The sequence below is a fragment of the Levilactobacillus sp. HBUAS70063 genome, from assembly GCF_038374745.1.
Classification (GTDB): Bacteria; Bacillota; Bacilli; order Lactobacillales; family Lactobacillaceae; genus Levilactobacillus.
The window spans coordinates 20,277-40,831 of the sequence record NZ_JBANSM010000010.1 but is presented as its reverse complement, the minus strand read 5'-3'; the positions used below and the strand labels follow the sequence as shown (position 1 = coordinate 40,831).

The window sequence follows — 20,555 nt, the reverse complement described above, 5'->3', positions numbered from 1 at the left end:
ACTCCCTATATTGGTTGGAATTAGCTACTACCATTGTAAGTGATTGCTTTGGGCTTTTTAATTTCTGTTCGGATTAATTATAGAATTTGCCTAATTAATTCAAATCGTTTTTAATCGATCAGAACTTAAGATCCAGACTTTTAAGCAAAAAATTCAATCTATACTTGGACTAGATCCATACTCTAATCCTTATCAGTACCAGTTAACAAAGAACTATTATGTACCTTTGCAACAAAAAAAGCCCGAATAAATTCGGACTTTTTCATGATCAATTAATATTTAAATATTAACCGAAGACACTGACATTACCAGTGTTAGTGGTAGTAGATGCGCTACCCTTAACTTCCTTAGCAGTGTTGTAGAAGGCAGATGCAATACCATTATTAGTAGTGTAAGTGCCAGCAACACCAGAAGTTAACGTGTAAACAGTGTGGTATACAACAACCTTACCGTTTTCCTTAACAGCGTTATCGGCGTCAGCCTTAACAATGTTACCAGTAGCATCCTTAGCGTAACCTACAGAGATCAAAGTGTTGGCCTTGTTAGTAGTCAAGAAGTTTTGAACGTCAGCAGCGGTGTAGTTAGCACCATTAGCGCCAGAGAAGGCAGCTGTTAACTTCGGGTACGTTACTTGGTAAACCAAATTAGCGTCAGTAGTTGCCTTAGCAGAGCTCAACTTAACTGGGGCGTTAACACCATCTTGGTAGTATGCAGCAATGCTTTGAACAGCTTGTGCACCCTTAGTAACCGTCAAGTTGATAGTGTCGCCAGTCTTAGCACTTAACAATGCAGCAGTGTTAGATGCAGTAGCTGCGTTGTAGTCATAACCAGTACCCTTCAATAAAGGAGTAGCCCAGTTATTAGTTGCCTTAGCTTGAGCGTCAAAACCAACAGCAGTACCCTTAGCATTTGCCTTAGCAGTACCAACAGCAGTGTTGTCAGCGTTGTTTGCAGTCAAATTAGCTAAAGTAGTGGACTTTTTAGTCGTACCATCAGTAGCAACAAAGTTTACCTTAACATCAGTTGCTTGGTTATAAACAGCGGAAGCATCAGTCGTAACGGCCTTGCTGTAGATCCAACCATTAACCGTAGGGTTTTGTTGGTCTTCAACGTAGTAGTATAATGAGCCTTCACGAGTCTTAGTTTCAGCCTTAGTAACCTTTAAAGTGTCACCGGCGAAAGGAGTGGTGTTCTTAACAACTTTAGCAGCACCAGACTTGTATTGAGTGTACTTAGGCGCAGTCCAGGTAACATGCTTAGTACCAGGATTAGTGAAAGTAACAGTCTTACCAATCGTGCTGTCAGTCGTGTTAGCAGTAGTCGTTTCAGCGGCCTTGATACCACCACCAAAGGTGTCGGCAACCTTACCACCGTAAACATAACCACGGTACTTTTGGTCCATCGTTACAACACGGTAGTAGACAGAACCACGGTTAGTGGTCTTAACACCGTAAGCACGGAAGTAGTCAGCAGACTTCTTAGAAGAAGCTAACTTAGCCATCGTTGCCTTAGAAGCAACTATCTTAGCACCCTTAACAGTACCAGGCTTAGTGTAAAGTGCGTGAGTACCAGTAGCTTCTACGTTACGCTTAGTAGCGTCAGTAGTCAGCTTGCTGTAAGCACCGGCAGTTGCATAGCTCTTAGCACTTGCAGTAGTGGTAGTAACAGCTGAAAGACCAGCTAAACCTAACACTGCAGCGCCTACATAAATAGACTTTGCGAATGATGAACGCATAGATGAAAACCTCCTAATAATTTCTTTTTAGCAAAAACATTATGTAAATGTCCACAATCATTCTTGCTAACGGCAATTATAGCATATGTTACTGACTATGCCAAAAGAAAATTTTAACAAATTCACAAAAAAGTCACAACTACCAAAAAAGTGCATAAAAAAACCCTTCAACAGGTCAGCGGAAGGGAAGAAATCATGGATTCATCTATGCAGGAACAATTATATCTTATATGTAGTAAAAATGCAATGACGATGAAATATTTGTAACGAAAAAGGGCGCCCTGCTTGAAGGAGCGTCCAATCTTCAAAGAAGGAAGAATAAAAACCAACTTTAAAGAAATCTCTTCAAGTATAATAGCTTATAATTCCAGTAAAGTCAAACTAATTTTTGCCTTTTTTTACATAATCGCGATGCCAATAACTAATATACCTACCTCTTACTCCAAGTGAAAAATTCTCATTACCTGATTTAACACGACAGGGACGACGTAGCCAATGACACACAAGATAATACCGGTCTTTTGAATAACGGTTAAGTCCTTAAAATCATGCCAGAACCCAACAACTAGACAAATAACCCCAATTAAAATTACGAATGGAATTAAAACTGCAATATTAACCCAATTAATCATGTGATCACCTCATCTGTTAGCTATACCGATTCTTACTTTACATAATGGGGCTTATCCCAAGTAACCCCCTCACTCCCTGATAAAACAACGATCCGTTATTTTACCTTTGTGAACTTGCCCAAAAAAGAAGTGGTATAGGTCGCAGATTGGCTTTAATTGGGGAAAGAAATTTTGTGAAATTTACTGGTATTACTCCTAGACCATTCCCTTAAATTTAACTGTCTCATTCTTTGTATTAACCAAAAACTTACCGACATTTCCCTGATACTTCACTGATACTTTAAAGGAATACTTGTAATCTACTCGAGTGTATCGAATACTACTAATTCTCCCCTTATACCCTTGACTACGCAAAACTCTCTTCACTTGGTTCCTTTGTCGCTCAGTAATTCTTGCAGAACTCCGATAGATTGTCTTCTTAATGATCACATCTGGATTCAACGGAACAATGTAATCCTTACATTCCAACAATTCCACCAACTTTCTTTTTTCTTTGGAATTTGACTTGACGGGTTACGGTTTTCCATTCAGTTTAGAGGGAGTGACGTTTTGAGCGCAGAATTGTTCCCTGGAAACAGCTATTTGGAATAACTGAACCAGAGTACAATCCTGCTGACTAAAAGTTTCCCCTTAGTTCGTCGGTCGTTAACGCCCGTCGCTTGTCTGTACAATTGCGGTATTGCTACCACCACTCATTATAAACCTACGTTTTCGGTTTAACCTACTAAAAAACGCCCTAGTAGGCGTTGATGATACGTATTTATGTTTGTTCGATCACCAACTAATCAATGGCACCAAGCCGAAGCTTCGTTTTACCACCCGCGCCGTTAATGGTCGCGCTCGCCATTCACCACCCAGTCGTACAGATGACCTTGTTGTGGTATAGCCAGACTTATTGAAGTCGCACTGGCAAACGTGTCCCCTTGGATTTAGACCCCAGCTTGTCCCCTAGGGCTTTAAAAATCGCACCGGCCATGATATAATAGTCACTAAGCAACGATGACTTTTATGCGGCGCTCACCGATTCCTGTCGGTGGGTGTTTTTTTATGTTCTATTTATCGATTTCATTTAGAATTATAGCTCAACCACAACAAAAGTCAATGTTTTTAAAAACTAGCACTACAGCACTACAGCACTATAGAATAAAAGCACTACAGCACTACGGAATATAAGCACTACAGCACTATAGAACTATAGAACTACGGAACTAAAGAACTACGGCACTGTTTTTTCTTTTAGTAAATGCTTGCACATAGGGCTTAAAGCTATACGGTAGTGCTAGCACTACGGAACTAAAGAACTACAGCACTATAGCACTGTAGAACATAAGCACTACAGAACAACAGCATTATAGAACTATAGAACTAACGCACTATAGCACTATATCGTGTTGATTCAAAAACGATATAGTGCTAATATAACAACAATCGTTAGGAGGCGTTATCATGACACAAACCATAACATTTGGAAATTTTAAAGGTGGAGTTGGAAAAACTAGTAATTCAACATTAGTAGCTCTAGACCTTAGCAATCGTGGTTACAAAACACTACTAGTTGATTTGGACCCCCAAGGAAACGCCACAAATCTACTCTTGAATACTAAAGTTAATATTGATGGAAAAGTTGGCCATTTTAAAAAATCTCTCATGGCTAGTATTGAAGATGGCGATTTAACTCAATCTTTAATACATATAAAAGAAAACTTCGATATCCTAGCTTCCGCACCTGACTTTGCTCTTTTCCCACGCTATATGGAAAAAATCAAAGACTATAATGAACGCGTCAAAGAATTCAGTAATCTTATCAAGCCTATTAAAGATAAATATGATTATGTCATCATAGATACGCCGCCTACTATCTCGTTAATCACCGATTCAGCATTGTATGCCAGCGATTATTGTGTAATTGTTATGCAAACTCATGAACATAGTTTTGAGGGAGCTCAAGCATTTATAGAGTATATCCAGGAACAAGTTATTGATACCTACAAGGCTCCCCGTTTGGAAATCGTTGGTATATTGGCTGTTCTATTGCAAGCCGGAGCTCCTGTAGATGAAGCAACTATTCAAAATGCTATTAATCAGTTTGGAACTGAAAACATTTTTAAACATAAAATTCACTCGATGCAGAGGATCAAGCGTTATGGAATAACTGGTATTACTTTCAATACTCAGTTTGATAGGCGTGTATTCAAAGTATACAAAGACGTAACTGACGAGATGCTAAAAAGAATGGAGGCAATTGAAAATGGCTAATAAATTGATTCGGTCTAACCGCAACCCAATTAAGCCAGATAAGCAGGCTGAAATTTCGGATTTTTCAAATTCAAATAAAGGAATTAAAACCCCACAAAATCAAGTTGCTTCGGTTACTTTTGACACAAACCTAAAAATCAACAACCACATTAGAAACAAATTGCAAGCAATGGCTGTATTAGGGTATAGTGACAATCAAAAGGCAGCTATTGAAGTAGCTTTATCTGTTTATATTGAATCTTTGACTTCAGACGAACGTAAAGAATTAGAATTTCAAATTGATTCTTTAGAAAAACGTGATGTACGCGTAAAAAATAAATAATCACGCGCGCTCAGACAACACGTTCAACTTTTAGACGTATACTTGTCCGTTTAAATGAAGCAGAATGCACGCAAAAAAGCCACCCACCTCGTGATGAGATGAGTGGCTTTTTGGTTGTGTCGACTTTGGAGGATTAATTTAATCCTAGCACTATTTACTTTTCAGTTCACGTACATCGCCTTCAACGTTGTCTAAGCGTTTGTTGATAACTTTGTGCTCGCTTCTGCTAGTGATGAAATCTTCACGCAGCGTATTTTGCGAATCAAACAGACGCTCAATCCGCTGGCTACTATCCTTCATACTTTGAGCAATTTCTTGCAGCCGATCCGTAAAAGGCTTCATGACAACCATCAAAGCCGCATAGATACCTGCAACTACAGCCAAAGCCAAGGTGATTAATTCGATCCAACGATCAAAGGTCATTACTTACCACCCGACTTTCTGACCAGCTTTACATAGTCCTTATTAGCTGAGATGTAACCAACGTCAGTCTTAATCCGGTACACCTTACCGTACTTGACGGCCTTACCATAAATGGTACTGCCCTTGGAGAAGTGAATACGGCGCTTATTAGCCTTGTCTAGGGCTGGCTTACCATATACGTTAACCTGATTGGTAACCACTTCATACAAACCATTTTCAGACCAGTATGAGGCTTTCTTATGGGTTACCTTGGTAACTTTACCAGACAGCTTACCATCGAAATCATAACTGCAATCTACCCCGTGCCAGTTGTCGGTGTATTGCCAAGCGTTGGCATTAGCTACCCCCGGTTGACCGACACCATAAGCCGCCACCCAGATTGCTTTATCTACCAGTTGGGAACGATTGATCCGGCCAGCATTGAACCAGCTACCTGAACCGTAAGTGATAACGTTCTTGTACCCGTGACTAATCAGATACCGAAGGAATACGTTAACCTGGCTGGTTGTGGAATAGGGTAAGTCGGGTGCTTCAACATCGATGGCTAATACCGTGGACTTATCTAAGCCCATCTTCTTCACCCAAGCCAGAAAGTATTGAGCTTCAGCCGTTCCCCGACCATGGAAGAAGTGGTAAACCCCGACGGTATCGAATACTTTGAATCCATTAGCAATCTGATTGCCAGCCTTGGGACTGAGATAACCAGTGCCTTCAGTCAACTTGACCATAATCCCATCAGCGCCCCACTTTTTGAGTTGCTTCAGGTAAGCCAAGGAATCGGATTGGTACGATGATAGGTCAACAATTTTCTTAGTCATTGTCGTCAGTCCCTTCTGATGGGGTCATGACCTCCGTTGGTGCTGGTGTAACTACTGGGGCATGATTATCCCCACCGGCTACCTTGTATGCTTGGTAAGCCTTCTCAACCAATCCTGAGATAGTTTGAACATCTAAATCAAAGCCATTGGCCGTTAATTGAGCGTTGACGAAGCGGATTGATTCCTTCTTACGGTCAGATAATGATAAGCCAGCCATAACCGCCATTTCCGGAACAATCGTATTCGCCAAGTTTAATCCCACTTCTAATCCTTGCTTGACATGGATATTCTTTTCAGTCTGTACCTTGTGAGTTAAGAGTGGTTTTATCAACTTGTACACGGCGGGAATTAACACCATTAAGAAGGCGAATACCCCAGCATTATTAAGCCAATTGAACACATCTGTGATTTCTTTGAACATAATATTCCTCCAATTTTGGGTAAATTAAAAGCACTGACTAACTGGCTGAGTAGAAGCTAGTTAGTGGTGCTTGTGGTCGTTGCTTGCGTGGTTGGTGCTACATATGCTTCGCCGGTGATAGCCTTGTAATCATCAGCGGTAATCCCATCCGGTAATCCAACGACTGTTGCTAATGTTTCCTTGGTAATTGTCTTCCAATCTTGATATGCCCATGTAAAAATTTGAACCATATTATGCCGTCCCCTTTGCTGATTGACTGAGTGCAAGTTCTGTAATTGACTTCTGTAACTGGTTGATACTCTTTGTGGATACCGTCTGTTGCTGGGCTAAGGTAGTGGCTGAGTTAACTGCTTCCTGACTAGTCTTCAGCACATCAGAATACTTGGTATTCAACTCATCAAGGGATACTTCTGGCAAGTTACCCGGATTGAGTACAACCTTTTTATCCGTGTCATATCGGAATTTGTCGGAATGCTGGGCAAACTGGGTAATCCATGAATCGATTATGAATACCTTCGTGTACCCGTCTGCCTCAGTGTTCTGGTACGCCGTGATGAAACCATCTGTATCATATTTGATATAAATAAACATGTAATCGTTCCTTTCTAAACTAACTCCACTAACTCCGTTTATGAAAATTGGTTATATGAATTTGGTTTTACATAATAAATTGGCATCTTTTTTTATCCTTAAATTTCTCAATACTTAATGTCAGATTATCTAAACCATATGGTGAATGTTTTGCTAATCTTGTCTATACCAGTTCGTCATAGGTAATGTATGAAGACCCTATTATCACTGCTTTTCCTTCAGAAGTAGTCCTCATGAATATCCCCTCGGTAGAAGTAAAATTGGATAAACTACCATAGGTATATGCAGTAGTATAAGTAGAACTATCATTATAGCCTAGATATTTACCAGATGCAGTTAAAACAGTTTTGACAATGCTAGTAAGGGCAATTGTTACCAAAACTACGTCACCCCTACCTGCAACTGTGCCTTGTAGATATAATCTTTTGTTGCCTTCATCTATTCTATACAAAATAATGGTGTCTGAGGATACAGTAAACTTGTCACCTGAAATATATTTATTATCTAGCTGACGCCAAGCACTTGCTTCAACGCTTTTTAAATCAGCCGCGGTTGCGACATCGACACCTCCTGACTTCAATCCTGCAGTAAAGTTAGTAGACTTGCTGGAGTCAACCATGTTTGCAGTAGCCGTATTAACGGCAGTTGTAACATCAGACTTAGTTGCCACGTCAATACCAGACTTTTGAAGTTTTCCTGTAAAATTGGCATCCTTAGTCGTATCTGCAAGTGTTGATGGAACTGCTGGTACACCGTCTTTAGTGATATATGGGTTACCTGTTGTCTTATCAATTGGTGCAACGTCAAAAGTATTTTTACCCGTAAACTCTTGATTTGAACCCGTTCGTGCTAGGTCACTTGGCAAGCTACTTGCTAGTAATAGCGGATTATTGTTAACAGTTGGAACAGTGTCAAAATTGTTAGCACCAGATAGGTGGGCAACTTTGGAATCGTCAGCATTAATAACCCACCCAGTATCATCAGATTCCCGTATTCTTCTGTGAATAAAATTGCCGTGTGCGTCAGGCCCATATGCATGCCACCAACCATTTCCTTCACAAATGGCGACGGCATCAACGAATGACGTGTTGTCACGTATATATACTACGCCGGGTTTATTATATTTACTTCTCAGCAATTTGGCAAAATCTGTAGTTGAATTAGTTGCATCTGTTACGTAATCTCCGGGATTAAACATTGCCTGCTTTTGCCAATTTGATGTATCGGTAGTATGAACAACTTTGGAATCATCAGCCGGTGTGTAGCCAATTTTATTTTGCTTGGCGTTAACTTCTTCAATTCCCGCTACATCGCTAGCTGGTTTACGCATATCTGAAACGTTAACTTTTGAGCTAAGTCCATTGTTTAAATCAGTAACAGTTACGTAATTGCTTAAATCAGGACTTACACTACCACAATTTTTCCATGTTCCAGAATCCCAAACATATAAATCAGTACCAACAAAATAACAGTACCCTTCTTGATTACCAGTTATTGGTAATTGAGATTCATTACTTACTGTGCCTTTAACAACTAACCCAGCACCAACAGGACCTGGTGGGCCAACTGGACCAGTATCACCTGTTGCACCAGTGTCACCCTTATCACCCTTTGAGGATACAAGATAAAATGACTTTGAAGTTCCATCATCATAATTTAAGGTCACTTGCGTCCATAAAAATGGATTAACTTGCGTAGTTGCAATTAGACTATTTGACCAAGCTCCAGTTGGTGCTGTTGTTGCACTATTTGAAATTTGATATTGAATAGTCGTTGATGAAACGCCCGTACCAGTTTTTCCTTGAATTCCTTGAGGGCCTTGAATTGGACCACAATCTTTCCATGCTCCACTAGTATAAACGTAAAGTTCCTCGTTAACTAAATAACCATCACCTTCGGTTGCAGTGGTTGGTAATGCAGAAACTGAAGTAACTTGTCCCTTAATGTCAAGTCCTTCACCAGGGTCACCTTTGGGACCTTGCAATGTGGCGACTTTGTTAGTTAAGTCAGTTTTAAGCTGGTCGAACTCCTGCTGAAACTCGTCAAAACTCATAACTGGGATAACATCCCCAGAATCACTCATAACATTTTCAGTAATCGTAAATCCTTGTGGGTCATCACTTGGGAAGATGGCATTGTACGTAGTCGTTGGGGTAGCAGTAGTCGTGGTTGAACCAGTATCGGTTAATCCCTCTTGGCTACCCGGGGTAATCAGGCTGGATAAGGTTACCCACACCTCAATCGTGTAATCATCGGGTACTAAGGCATTCATAACTTCGGCATCAACTGGCATGGTAATCAGACCAGCCAATGGTTGCTTAATTGTAGTCATATCAATCGACTTATCGAATACATAACCGGTATCGTTGGCCACCTTAACATCAATGGCCGTGGCATTAGTTAAGTCGAATGCTGAACCATCTTGGGTAATCGCCAGATTGAACGATGCTGTGGTATCGAGGTATTTAACCTCATTGTTACCATCGGTAAAGTAAAGTTCTTTACTCACTAATACCGCCTCCTAGGGCATTCGTAGCTTCAGTTTTTAACCGGGTTAGTACCAACTTCTTGAATCCAGCCCACATATCTTCCTTGGTTGACCCAGAGAAGGCTGTAGAAGCTTCATCAGCCGTTGCATCAAAGTTACCGTAGGCTTGGTGATTGGTACCACTAAAAACGACCGTGTAGGTAACGTGAGTGGTGTTATCGCTGTTCTGCTTAACGTCTAAGCTTGTAATCATTGAACGTTCTTCCTTTCTAATTGTGCGATTCGGTAGCTGAGTTCATCAATTCGTTGATTGGACTTCTTCAAAGCCGCAAGAAGAATTGAAATGGTATTGGACTCGTTCAAATAGTAATTGCCTTTTTCATCAGTGCTAATCATGTTATTGTCAATACTTGCAGACTTTTTACCAACCTCATTAATGTCATCAATGATTGGGCCAATATGCTGGGAGTCAGCGGAGTTATCGGAATCCTTGTACTTCCATTTTTTAACATCGGTGTTCATGACAGCTGATAAGGCTTCATCTGGGGAATACTCAGATACATCTCGTTTAGCAGATAAGGCGGACTTCAACTTTGTACCGTTGGAATAAACACTAGCGGCATGGATATCGGCCATGTTTCCCCCGCCAGTATTACGCTCAAGGTATAATGCACCACTATCCGCACAGGCTATGGTGTGTCCACTAATAGATAATCCGTTACCCTGTACCGTATTACCTGACACCCAGGGAGCATAAATGGCATTACCAGAAATGGTTGACGAGTTTCCATCACCATTAACGGTAAATCCGTCTGAAGTCATTAACATATCCTTTGTATTTCCCGTTTCTGTAACCCGATAATGGAAACCGTTGTAATCCGCCCATAACTGGTAATGGGTACCGCTAGATGAGGTAAAGTCTTGGTCAATAGAACTACCAGTAATCGTGCCACCATTGATGGTACTTCCAGATATGTTGACACCATTGATATTCCCAGCTTGAACGTTACCTAAGTTGGCTGATAAGGCTGACAGGTACTCAACCGCCAAGCTAGTTACGTCCCACTTCTTAAGCGTCCAACTACCACCAGAATAAAAGTACATTGATGTAGCAGAATTGCCACTCATAACCACCCACATATCGCCGTCATTATGTTGCTTGCCATCATCAAATGGTGTACTAGTTGATTCGGTAATCGTTCCATCAAGGGAAGTTTTGATGTTTTTAATCTTATCGGCTAAGTCTGAAGCATTCGTTGAAGCCAATTGAGCTATCTTGGTGGCTTCGTTAATATCAACTGAACCAGTTGCTATAATCATCCTTCAACCACCTCCTTGAATGTTGAACCGTCATCAATGTTAAAATCAGAATCGTCATCACTGGCACTATCTGAGTCGTCAGTATCATCAGGGATTACCACTGGTTCTTCTACCTCGGAGTTTTCCCCTTCATCTTCAGCGGGGTAAGTGACAGCTAAGTCCTTGCTATCATCACGGATACCAATTGGGATTGACCATAGGCCAGAATGGCTAATCATGACGTTATGAGCCGCGTCTCGGTACTCGCTGACGTTGAAGCCAATCATTAGCTGGTCATGAGCTAAGTCAGGATAAATCCCTTCTGGTTCAAAGTGGCCACCGTATTCAATCGGTACAGTCAGCTGAATATCTTGTGAAGGTTCAATCTGGTAATTAAAAATGACTGACTGGGTAATGAGGTTAATGCACATTACTAGTCGGTCATCCTTGTTGTTGACGTCCCCTGCTGTAAAGAAGGCATATGGATAGGCAATTGAATTGGCTTGTATCGTGTTGTATTTTCCATTATTGGTAACCCCACTTGGTACTGGATTCCAACCGAAGTCTTGCAATTTGAAGCGAATAGTTGGGGAATAATGACCAGCTTTCAAATCCGAGATGTTACATACTTCTACCGTGCCATCCATCTGACTACCAATCCATAATCCATTGGTAAGGTCAACGTTAGGTCTCACGTACGTTTCCATCTCACACCATTTTGTTACCCCACTGGAACCACTGGTAATCACGGCATGAGGGGTGTATGGGAAGGTTGCCAGCCAATTCTTGCCACCACTTAAATCCTTAATCTGAGAGTAGATAAGGTTGTTGGTTTCATCGTAGCCAAAGGAAGAGCCATGTTGACCTCCTTGAACGATCATGGAATTAATTAACTTGCCATCAGCACTCCAATGTAGGTATTGGCAATCACTTAGATTGGACTGATTTTGCTTTCCTTTGTACGCGTAGCTGGCAAGTACCTCACCATTACTCATTTTGTAAGAGAATTGCAATGCCCCAACGTGATTATTGCCAAACTCATCAGGGTTACCGTCGGTAGTCTCCCACAACTTCTTGAAAGTTCCATCAGCATTAGTACCAGTGTCTATCCACATCTCAGACTCATCCTTCACGAAGGCGTCATCAATTGATACCACTAATGATCCGACAAATGGTGGGGTAATGGTGACTTCATAGCCATCTTTTGAGTGCTGACTCTCCCAAGTTAAATTATGGGTACCATCTTGTTGGATATACTCCCAATTGAAAGCCGCGGCTGACAAGAAGGACGTAACATTCTCACCCTCAATGAACAATCGGGCAATGACTCGCTTACTGGTGTCAGTATTCGTCCATGATTGACCCAGTGGGGTTATTAAGCTGATACTAGCAGCATTTTGGTTCTTTTTGGCATCTTCAAACAGCTTTTTTACGTGGTCATTCCACCGCTGTTCCATGTTTTTAATGAAATTGGGAGTCACGACTGTAACCGTTGAGAACTCCCCGATGACTACCTTATTTTGAGTTGGGTCACTCTCAGAAGTTGTCCGTTGGATTACTCTGGCTTGCAAAGTTAATACTGGGGTCATCGTCAGGTCAATTACCTTAATGGTATCGCCTAATTGGGCATCAAAATCGCTGGTTACATCTACGGAATAATTGACCCGCGGGTGATTATACAGTCGTAACGTCTTCAATCCCAGCGATAGTAAGGCATCGGGTTCACTGACAGTCGAACTGGTAATACTACCTTCCAGCCAAGTATTGGCATCGTTGTTGTACAAGGCGTTAGCAGAGGCATCAGTGACAAAGTTACGACCACCATTACCTTTGGCGGTACTAATTGAAGCTCCACCGGAACCATAGACGTACAGCTTGGTAATAAGGGTAGTATCGACCGTCTCTCGCTTAATGGACAGCATGTTATCACCGTAAGTGATTCTTCGACCGGTATTCTGTCCCCGTTGGTCGGATAATTCCAGAATGGTATCTGTAACAATCCCAGAACTATCTAATTTTACGTACCCATCAGCTTCACAATCATAAGTAGTCAGAATCGTCTGAAGTAAAGTTTGAGAAGATGACCCCCCATCAATGGAAAAATCTGAAAGAAGTCCAGAAGTCGCATTATCAATCAGCGTTATTCCAGTGCCAGCAATAATCCAGTTCATAGCCGCTGGTAGGGTACACTCTTTAATCTCTTTCTTGGTGGGAATTGTCTTCCCTAATCGCCAGATTAAGAGGTTAATGGCATCAGCTGAGATGAGGTTAGTTCCAGAGGTATTGTCCATGGTCTCATCAACGGTATATATCCGGTAAACCCGCCAGCGGTCATTGGCTTGGTCGTAAGCCGCTAAGTGATTGCCTACTTTCAGATACTGAGCCGCTGGACTATCTGCTACCATGGTGAGACCAGTGAAGGTATCATTCCATGACTTGCTGTTAGCGTTTGGGTCAGAGGTATTAGCTAGACTGGCTTCGGCAATGCTGTCGTTTGAAGAATTATCATCGGCAAGTTGTTGCTGAATGGTCTCCCCCCAAAAGATATTCGTATCAGTCGCCTCATCTAAGGTGGCGACCCGTTTGAGGTTCTTATCAAGAATGACGTACACACGTCTTAACTCCTTTCTATTTAATCGCTGGTTTGTATTCCAAAGTTATATCTGCATTGGCTGGGTCAGGAGTAAAGTGCATCTCTTGGCTGACATCACCTTCAATTGACGGGAATGTAGATAGCCATGAGACATATTTATCAGCATTTCTACCAGCAACTGTTACCGTGTTATCAGCTGAATCTATGATGATTTCTTCACCAGCGTGGGCAATTACATGAGGAATATCATCGGGGTCATCACTACCATCAGAAGTGTATATTTTAAGGTCAGTCAAAGTCTCAAAGTCAGAATAATATCCAACTGGTGGTTTAACCAAGTCTTCCTTAATATCATGCTTCATGAATGTTGCGGCTACGTTAGCTAAAGCAAATCCAAACTTGCCCGACTTGTCTAACTTTTCAGTATGGATGTGAACTTTACCCTCAGTATTTTTTGAGTAAACAACCCCAGTCTTAGGATTGAACTCGTTAATCTCAGCCACCCAGTTGTCATACACCTTGCCACCAATGGTCTTCTTTTGGCGCTCCAATGAGAACTCACCGAAGAAGTTAGAGTAAGCGTCCTGGTTCATGTACGTTGTTTCCATGACATAAGTCTTAATGGTTTTTGATTTAGTCCTAACTTTGGGCTTAGAAACCTTAGTAGACTTCCTCTTACCCCCAGACTTCCTCTTGGTAACCTTCTTAGTTGCCTTTTTCCTTCTCTTCTTATTTTTCTTCTTAGCTTTGGCCTTGAAGGCTTCCCGCTTAATGGTGTTTTGATACATCCTGGCTGATTTAGCTTTGTGCTTAGCTTTGGACTTAACCTTAACCTTCACCGTCTTGGTTAAGTGGACCCGTACATCATGATGATTTTTACCATTATTCTTACGGCCACCCTCGTTGTACAAAAGGGTGAGGTACTTGCCCTTGTCTTTGGTAGCATTAAAGGAACTACCCAGTTGAATGTAACCGCGAGGGTACCGGCCTTGTGCATAATCGGTAATACCCATCCGTCCACATACATTGCCATTAGAATCCAGCAGATAACCTTCAACCTTACCCATGGCCCGTTCATTTTTCATTCTTTTGATATGGTGGAATCTCATGGATACTTTCCAGTAATTGCTAATCTTTGGAATACCTTGGTGAATAATAACAGGTCCGTAGAAGTCCTTGTGCTTACCGACTGTACCCCAGTTGTAATGGCCTTTACTATCCTTGGCGACCATTAATGCTGAGGCTGTAGCGGTTGCTTTACCATCATTTTCCCCACGATATACCTTAATTGCTTGGGTATCGGTACCAGCCTGAAACCACGTGCTCATTGAGTTACAAGGGTCGTGTACTTGTAATTCTTGGTGAGGCGTTAAGCTAGTGACATTGCCATCAGCATCAGTAACCGTTGAACCATCGTCAACATGGTAACCAACTGCCACATATTGGTCTCCCAAGGTGTAACCGAAGTAGTACAGGTCAGTTTTGGGGATAATATGGATAACTGGTTGAACAGCAGTGTTACCAGCCGGGCTGATAACCTGCTCGTTACTGGTAATCTTAATATCCCGTTGAGGCAAGAATCCTCGTGGGTCAGCCAGCATGAAGGTTAGTGTAGTTGTACAGTCCTGTACCCCTTCATTAATGAAGGTTGGGGTAGGAATGGCTGTAAAGTGACCATAATAAACCACATCTGGTTGGTCGTTGAACCGTAACGGGTATTGAGTATCAGCGTCATCATGCGTGTTAATGAGGGCCTTCGATAGATTGGTAATAATCCGGTTGTAATCGTCTCGATCAGTGGGATACATTGTAATCGGAATATCTATCTGCTTTTCCCCGTAACTATTGCCTAAAAAAACGCCCCCATATCTACCGGGAACGTCTTGGAATGATTCGGTTATCGTTGGGGCAATTGGCTTTGATACATGGTTAACCAGAACTTCCAAATCCTTGTCGGAATTGAAACCACCGTTACCATTCTCATCAAAGGCATAATCAAAGGTATTAACATCATTGAATGCCATTAGTGTAACCCCTTCCTAAATTTTTACTTAACTTTGTTTTTGTACTCATTCGGTTGTATCCATTGTAAATAGCCTTATCAGATACAACAGCAGGTACAGGATTCTGTTGCCCAGAGATTAATTCAGCCATCAATCCGATAATCTCTTTTCCTTGCTTAATCAGTTCAGATAAATCAGTTGATTGAGTTGATTGAGTAGTGGATTGTTGTGGCTTATCCGTCTTAGCAAACTCTTTCATGGTTGAATCCATAATCTGATATGCTCGGGCACGTTTAGTAATATCCCAAGGCACGATTGACTCAGTCTTGTTACCTTCTGAGATATGTGCTAACTTTTCAAATCGGCTAATACCACCGTTAGCGTACCAGTGATGACTTTCCCAGAACTTTTGTGCTCCTTCAATGCCACCATACCGGCCAACATATTTCTTCATCCATTTAATCTGGGTGATTGGGTTGGTTTTCCAGTCTGAACCAGCACTTGCCATTTTGCTTCCTGGCAATGCTTGTGGCAATCCATAAGCACCACTACCAGAGTTGGTAGCTTTAGGATTCCAACCTGATTCATGAGAAATAATGTAGTTATAAGCCGAATATTGAGATGCTGGAATACCAGCTTGTTCTAGCCAGTGCAGATGACTACCAGTAGGCTTAGCTGAACTTCCACTATCTGAACCATTACTGTTAAACATGTTGGCTAGTTTTTCCATAAATTTGAAGAATCCTGAACCAACTTGGGATTTAATCCCTTTGATGTTGCCGGATTGCTTACTAGACTTAGGAGAACTATCAGAAGAACCGTGCATCTTAGTTACATCGTACCAGCCTCTGGTTGAGGAACCTCCGTGGTCCCATAGAGAACCATGAGATACCCCAATATGAACGTGTGAGCCACTACCAGCACCGTTTAAACGGCCAAGGGTAGCAATCTTTTGTCCAGTCTTGATAACATCACCAGTTGAAACCTTGACGTTATTCATTCCGCCAAATTCTTGGTAGATTTCTTGCCATCCATCTTTGGAGGCAACTGTGATAACATCGCCTAATTGACTGTAAGGCCAGCCGTACAATGGACGTCCAACGTGAGTAACCTTCCCACCATGGACCGCTCTAATAGCTGAACCAAGAGGTCCTGAGAAGTCAACACCATCATGGCTACCAAAGCTACGAGAAGCCCCAAAGCCATTGGTCTCAGATAGTCCAGGATTGTGCCGCCAGTTACCACCACCAGCAGAACCTCCGTCTAAATCAACCATTGACCAAAGGGAACTCCACCAGTTACCAGCTTGTTTCTTAACATTGTTGAACATACCTTTAGTAATGTCCTCAACAACGCCAGCACCGGCCTTAGTGTAATTGAACATTGAGTCCAGACTCTTAATTGGGTGGGCAATAATCTTCTCAGCAGTGGTGAAGAACTTTTTCAATCCGGTTGCCTTCTTGACTAACCAGCCAGATACACCACCGATACCTGAGCCGATACCACTCATGATATTGCCGAACCAGTTGCTACTACCTTTAGCAAAGTGGGTAATCCCTTGCATACCCATGAATAGCTTGGTCTCAGAGGCATTTAACACCTCTGTACCGGCTGGTAACATGGCTTGGGTATTTCTACCTTGTACAATTCCGGATTGCCCGTTAGGAAGGAATACAGCCTCTTTATTACCTGTCTCAGGGGAATCATTGCCATCGTTAAGTACCGCCATGGTAGGCTTAGTGATTGCCTTACGGTTACCAGAGATTGCCCCAGTACCAGTGGCTAAATGAACCTTAGAAATGGTTCCAATGGCTTTCTTCTTGCCACCAAAGGCATGGATAACCGAATCAATGCCATCGATACCTGTATCTAAAATTCTGATAACATCATTAATACCATCTTGGGCAATGGACTTAATGTTCTTCCAGATTCCCTTGAAGGTATTACTAATGCTGTTCCAGATACCATTCCATACTTTCTTAATGCTACCTAAAACATGGGTAATGGTGTTTAACAGCTTGTTAATCCACTTAGATACAGTCTTGTAAGCAGATATAACTGGATTTACCGTGTACTTCTTAATGAGCAACCAAGCATCGTGAGTTAAGTCCTTGATGGTATTCCAAGTCTTGGTAATACCTCTCACAAAGTTTTTGATAATGTATTTCTTAATGATTTTCCAGATATACTCAACTGGCTTTACGATATACTTTTGAATCAACAACCAAGCATTGTGAGTTAATGACTTAATAGTCTTCCAAGCAGTAGAGATAGCTTTTACAGTTGCTTTAACAATGTACTTAGTAACCGCTTTATGCACCTTGATTACTGGGCTAATTACATACTTGTAAACCAAGTTCCAAGCTTTCTTGGTACTTGAGGTAATCCCTTTCCAGATACTGGATACTGCTTTGGATACCGCTTTGAAACCTTTAGATACACCAGATTTAATGGCATTAACAACTGACATAACTGGTTTCTTAATTTTCTGCCAAGTCTTGATGGCAATTCCTACTTCTAATGCAAGCGGAGCTATCAGAATTATCCCAAGTATCTTACCAAATCCCTTAAATATAGCTTTAACACCATTGATAAATGACTTGAATACATTGGAAACTGGTTTGAATGCCCTCTTAGCTGAACTGGTCATCTTGCCAATCGCATGACTAATCGCTTGTTCCCAACCAAGTTTACCGGTAAAGAGCTCGCCAATTCCCTTCATGACATTTTTAATTGTCTTGCCAAATGAAGATAAAGCTTTCTCAGCGGCCTTAAAAGTTCCCTTGGCCCATTTGCCAATTGTAGAAGCAATGCCATTAACGGCATCTCGGAACGGCTTAATATGTTTATAAGCTTCATAGAAGGCCACTCCCAGTGCTACGATTGCTGCCACTGCAAGCACAATTGGGTTGGTCAGGAAGGCACTGTTCAACGCTTTCTGAACTATGGTGAAATTCTTAATAACATCAATTGCATCAGTAGTCGCAGCGATAAATCGAGCGATCTTTGATACGGCTAGCACTGAACCTAAAGCAATTCCGAAGGCGGCAATAGTTTTCGTATGCTTTGAGGTGAACTCGATAATCTTAAGAAGCCCACTGGCGAGTTTAGCTACGCCACCAATTAACCAAGTAAGTCCCTTCTGGGTATCCTTATTATTGAAGGCTTTAGTCATATCTTGAGCCGATCGAGTAATGACAGGTAAAAGCTTAGAACCCATCATAATTTCTAGCTGTTGGCCAGCCATCTTGAATCGCTCTACGTTCATCTTGGCGTTATTCGAGTTCTTATTGGCCAATTTTTGGACGTACTCACCTTTTTTACCCGCATTGGTAACTTCATCGGTTAACTTTTTCAGTGATCCATCGTACTTAGCAAGTACCTGAGCCGCCTGCATACCGGTTTGGCCGAAAATTCGCTTAAAGACATCTGCTTTATCAGCACCACCAAGCTTCTTGGTATGATCTTCGATAATTTTGAAGATTGCTGGTAGAGACTTGAAGTTGCCTTTGGCATCTTGGAAAATTTTGGTAGACTTAATGCCAATCTCTTTTAAGGCACCCATGGCCGTGTTCGTTGGTGAAGCCAGGCTAGTAATTGTCTTACGTAGACCAGTACCTGCCTTATCCGCTTCCATACCATGGTTAGACAACTCGCCTAAGGCGGCGGAAGTTTGTTCAATTGAGAATCCAGCGTTATTAGCTGAGTCACCAACGTACTCCATACCTTTTCCCAAACTGTGAAAATCAGTCGCGGTAACATCCGAAGCATATGCCAAGTCATTAACCACTCGTTTGGTATTTTTCACCATTTTAGCCGTGTTATTGGTCTTCATGCCGAAGGCTTCAATTGCCTGTGAAGAAACCTTAATGACATCTTTAAAGTCGTCTCCGGAAGCCACGGAAGCTTGTAATTCTGACTTCATAACAGCAATAGTCTCAGCACCAGTATGTCCTCGTTTTATCAGGTCTTGATATTGCTCTGCGATTTCTTGCTGTGCTACCCCATACTTAACGGAATACTTGGCGCCATCTCGTTGCATCTTAGAGACTTGGGAAATAGCCTGACGTGCTTTCTCACCAGAAGTAACTAACAAATTTTGATTGACCTGGTACACCTTGTTTAAATTTGTGGCCTTTTTGGCACCAGCAATCGTCGCAGCACCCAAACTAGTCAAACCGGCTGCGGCCGTAATTGCGGCGCCTTTAAATGCTTGACCAATATTCGCAATCCTGTGTCTAGCTTTGGCCGCCCCATCTGACATCTTAGCCATACTACTACTCATGGTGCCATACTTACCGGCTAATCGGCCGATCTCAGTTTTCTGTTTAGCCATTGAGGCAGTTGTTTGATTAACCCGAACAAGTTGCTTATTGTAAGCTTCGCTGGCCCCACCAGAACTAGTCTTAAGCTTGGCTAACTCAGTTTGCTGGATTTTCAACTGATCCGAAAGGTTCCGGTAGGACTCCCGCAATCCATTAAGCTTAGCCCTACCAGCTTGAGCTTTATTTCCTTGATTCTCTAAAGCTTCTACATAAGACTTGGAGACTGACGTGATTGACTTGTACCGTTCTTGCAAGTCAGACAAACCAGATTGATAATAGTCTACTGATTTTTTGGCACGGCCTTGTTGGGCAGTTAAGGACGCCATCTTATTCTCAGCATTAGCTAAATCCTTAGAAAGCCGAGCATAGTTATCACTGCCTTTAGTCGTTGAAGTATCAAGGCTCGCTTGACGCTCTTTCAACTTATCAATTTTGGCTTGCAAAGCTTGCATGGTCTTGCCAAGGCCTTCGTATTTAGCTTGTGCTGCGCCCAGACTGTCCTTTGCAGACTTCAAACTAATCTCATTAGCCTTCCATTCGTTAGTGGTTGCTTTAATAGCGTTGTTCAGAGTTTTCAGACTAGAGGCCGCTGAGACAGTATCTAGCTTAACTTCGGTTGCCATTGTGTTCGATACTTTTGCCATTTATT

At 41.9% G+C, this 20,555-nt stretch carries 14 protein-coding genes; 2 read left to right on the top strand and 12 right to left on the bottom strand.

Annotated features, from left to right (window positions below; all coding sequences use genetic code 11):
• Positions 1-286 precede the first annotated feature (286 nt).
• On the bottom strand, positions 287-1,735 hold the full coding sequence (locus V8I28_RS12465) for a hypothetical protein (RefSeq protein WP_341780419.1): 1,449 nt from the start codon (positions 1,733-1,735) through the stop codon (positions 287-289).
• Between the two features lie 2,078 nt (positions 1,736-3,813).
• On the opposite strand from V8I28_RS12465, the gene V8I28_RS12460 reads away from it, so the two are divergent.
• On the top strand, positions 3,814-4,623 hold the full coding sequence (locus V8I28_RS12460) for a ParA family protein (RefSeq protein ID WP_015474642.1): 810 nt from the start codon (positions 3,814-3,816) through the stop codon (positions 4,621-4,623).
• The gene (locus V8I28_RS12455) at positions 4,616-4,945 is read left to right on the top strand and encodes a DUF5388 domain-containing protein (protein WP_233449253.1); all 330 of its coding nucleotides are present in this window, start codon (positions 4,616-4,618) and stop codon (positions 4,943-4,945) included. The genes V8I28_RS12460 and V8I28_RS12455 overlap by 8 nt, the downstream gene beginning before the upstream one ends.
• 150 nt (positions 4,946-5,095) lie before the next feature.
• Here V8I28_RS12455 and V8I28_RS12450 read toward each other — a convergent pair whose 3' ends face one another.
• The 11 genes from V8I28_RS12450 to V8I28_RS12400 form a co-directional block, all read right to left on the bottom strand.
• Positions 5,096-5,368 carry a hypothetical protein gene (locus tag V8I28_RS12450; RefSeq protein WP_341780417.1) on the bottom strand — a complete coding sequence of 91 codons (273 nt, stop codon included), beginning with the start codon at positions 5,366-5,368 and terminating at the stop codon, positions 5,096-5,098.
• Positions 5,368-6,186, bottom strand: coding sequence for a GH25 family lysozyme (locus V8I28_RS12445; RefSeq protein ID WP_341780416.1), 819 nt, complete (start codon positions 6,184-6,186; stop codon positions 5,368-5,370). Before V8I28_RS12445 ends, V8I28_RS12450 begins: the two co-directional genes overlap by 1 nt.
• Positions 6,179-6,607, bottom strand: a complete 429-nt coding sequence (locus tag V8I28_RS12440; RefSeq protein ID WP_341780415.1) for a hypothetical protein — start codon at positions 6,605-6,607, stop codon at positions 6,179-6,181. Before V8I28_RS12440 ends, V8I28_RS12445 begins: the two co-directional genes overlap by 8 nt.
• Positions 6,608-6,663: 56 nt before the next feature.
• On the bottom strand, positions 6,664-6,837 hold the full coding sequence (locus V8I28_RS12435; protein ID WP_341780414.1) for an XkdX family protein: 174 nt from the start codon (positions 6,835-6,837) through the stop codon (positions 6,664-6,666).
• A gap of 1 nt (position 6,838) precedes the next feature.
• On the bottom strand, positions 6,839-7,198 hold the full coding sequence (locus V8I28_RS12430; RefSeq protein WP_341780412.1) for a hypothetical protein: 360 nt from the start codon (positions 7,196-7,198) through the stop codon (positions 6,839-6,841).
• A 163-nt stretch (positions 7,199-7,361) separates the two neighbouring features.
• Positions 7,362-9,707, bottom strand: a complete 2,346-nt coding sequence (locus V8I28_RS12425) for a hypothetical protein (RefSeq protein WP_341780411.1) — start codon at positions 9,705-9,707, stop codon at positions 7,362-7,364.
• Positions 9,700-9,939 (bottom strand): hypothetical protein, encoded by a 240-nt coding sequence (locus tag V8I28_RS12420; RefSeq protein WP_341780410.1) that lies wholly within the window; start codon positions 9,937-9,939, stop codon positions 9,700-9,702. Before V8I28_RS12420 ends, V8I28_RS12425 begins: the two co-directional genes overlap by 8 nt.
• The gene (locus V8I28_RS12415) at positions 9,936-11,006 is read right to left on the bottom strand and encodes a tail fiber domain-containing protein (protein WP_341780409.1); all 1,071 of its coding nucleotides are present in this window, start codon (positions 11,004-11,006) and stop codon (positions 9,936-9,938) included. The genes V8I28_RS12420 and V8I28_RS12415 overlap by 4 nt, the downstream gene beginning before the upstream one ends.
• Positions 11,003-13,597: a phage tail spike protein gene (locus V8I28_RS12410; protein WP_341780408.1), complete on the bottom strand. Its 2,595-nt coding sequence runs from the start codon at positions 13,595-13,597 to the stop codon at positions 11,003-11,005. Before V8I28_RS12410 ends, V8I28_RS12415 begins: the two co-directional genes overlap by 4 nt.
• A gap of 16 nt (positions 13,598-13,613) precedes the next feature.
• The gene (locus V8I28_RS12405) at positions 13,614-15,602 is read right to left on the bottom strand and encodes a distal tail protein Dit (protein WP_341780407.1); all 1,989 of its coding nucleotides are present in this window, start codon (positions 15,600-15,602) and stop codon (positions 13,614-13,616) included.
• Positions 15,589-20,550 (bottom strand): phage tail tape measure protein, encoded by a 4,962-nt coding sequence (locus V8I28_RS12400; protein ID WP_341780405.1) that lies wholly within the window; start codon positions 20,548-20,550, stop codon positions 15,589-15,591. Before V8I28_RS12400 ends, V8I28_RS12405 begins: the two co-directional genes overlap by 14 nt.
• Positions 20,551-20,555 lie beyond the last annotated feature (5 nt).

What these genes read in the sequence shown, in the direction of transcription:
- V8I28_RS12450 (WP_341780417.1), bottom strand. Translation starts at nt 5,368, where the DNA reads ATGACCTTTGATCGTTGGATCGAATTAATCACCTTGGCTTTGGCTGTA.
- V8I28_RS12415 (WP_341780409.1), bottom strand. Translation starts at nt 11,006, where the DNA reads ATGATTATAGCAACTGGTTCAGTTGATATTAACGAAGCCACCAAGATA.
- V8I28_RS12440 (WP_341780415.1), bottom strand. Translation starts at nt 6,607, where the DNA reads ATGTTCAAAGAAATCACAGATGTGTTCAATTGGCTTAATAATGCTGGG.
- V8I28_RS12460 (WP_015474642.1), top strand. Translation starts at nt 3,814, where the DNA reads ATGACACAAACCATAACATTTGGAAATTTTAAAGGTGGAGTTGGAAAA.
- V8I28_RS12435 (WP_341780414.1), bottom strand. Translation starts at nt 6,837, where the DNA reads ATGGTTCAAATTTTTACATGGGCATATCAAGATTGGAAGACAATTACC.
- V8I28_RS12405 (WP_341780407.1), bottom strand. Translation starts at nt 15,602, where the DNA reads ATGGCATTCAATGATGTTAATACCTTTGATTATGCCTTTGATGAGAAT.
- V8I28_RS12465 (WP_341780419.1), bottom strand. Translation starts at nt 1,735, where the DNA reads ATGCGTTCATCATTCGCAAAGTCTATTTATGTAGGCGCTGCAGTGTTA.
- V8I28_RS12420 (WP_341780410.1), bottom strand. Translation starts at nt 9,939, where the DNA reads ATGATTACAAGCTTAGACGTTAAGCAGAACAGCGATAACACCACTCAC.
- V8I28_RS12400 (WP_341780405.1), bottom strand. Translation starts at nt 20,550, where the DNA reads ATGGCAAAAGTATCGAACACAATGGCAACCGAAGTTAAGCTAGATACT.
- V8I28_RS12445 (WP_341780416.1), bottom strand. Translation starts at nt 6,186, where the DNA reads ATGACTAAGAAAATTGTTGACCTATCATCGTACCAATCCGATTCCTTG.
- V8I28_RS12430 (WP_341780412.1), bottom strand. Translation starts at nt 7,198, where the DNA reads ATGTTTATTTATATCAAATATGATACAGATGGTTTCATCACGGCGTAC.
- V8I28_RS12455 (WP_233449253.1), top strand. Translation starts at nt 4,616, where the DNA reads ATGGCTAATAAATTGATTCGGTCTAACCGCAACCCAATTAAGCCAGAT.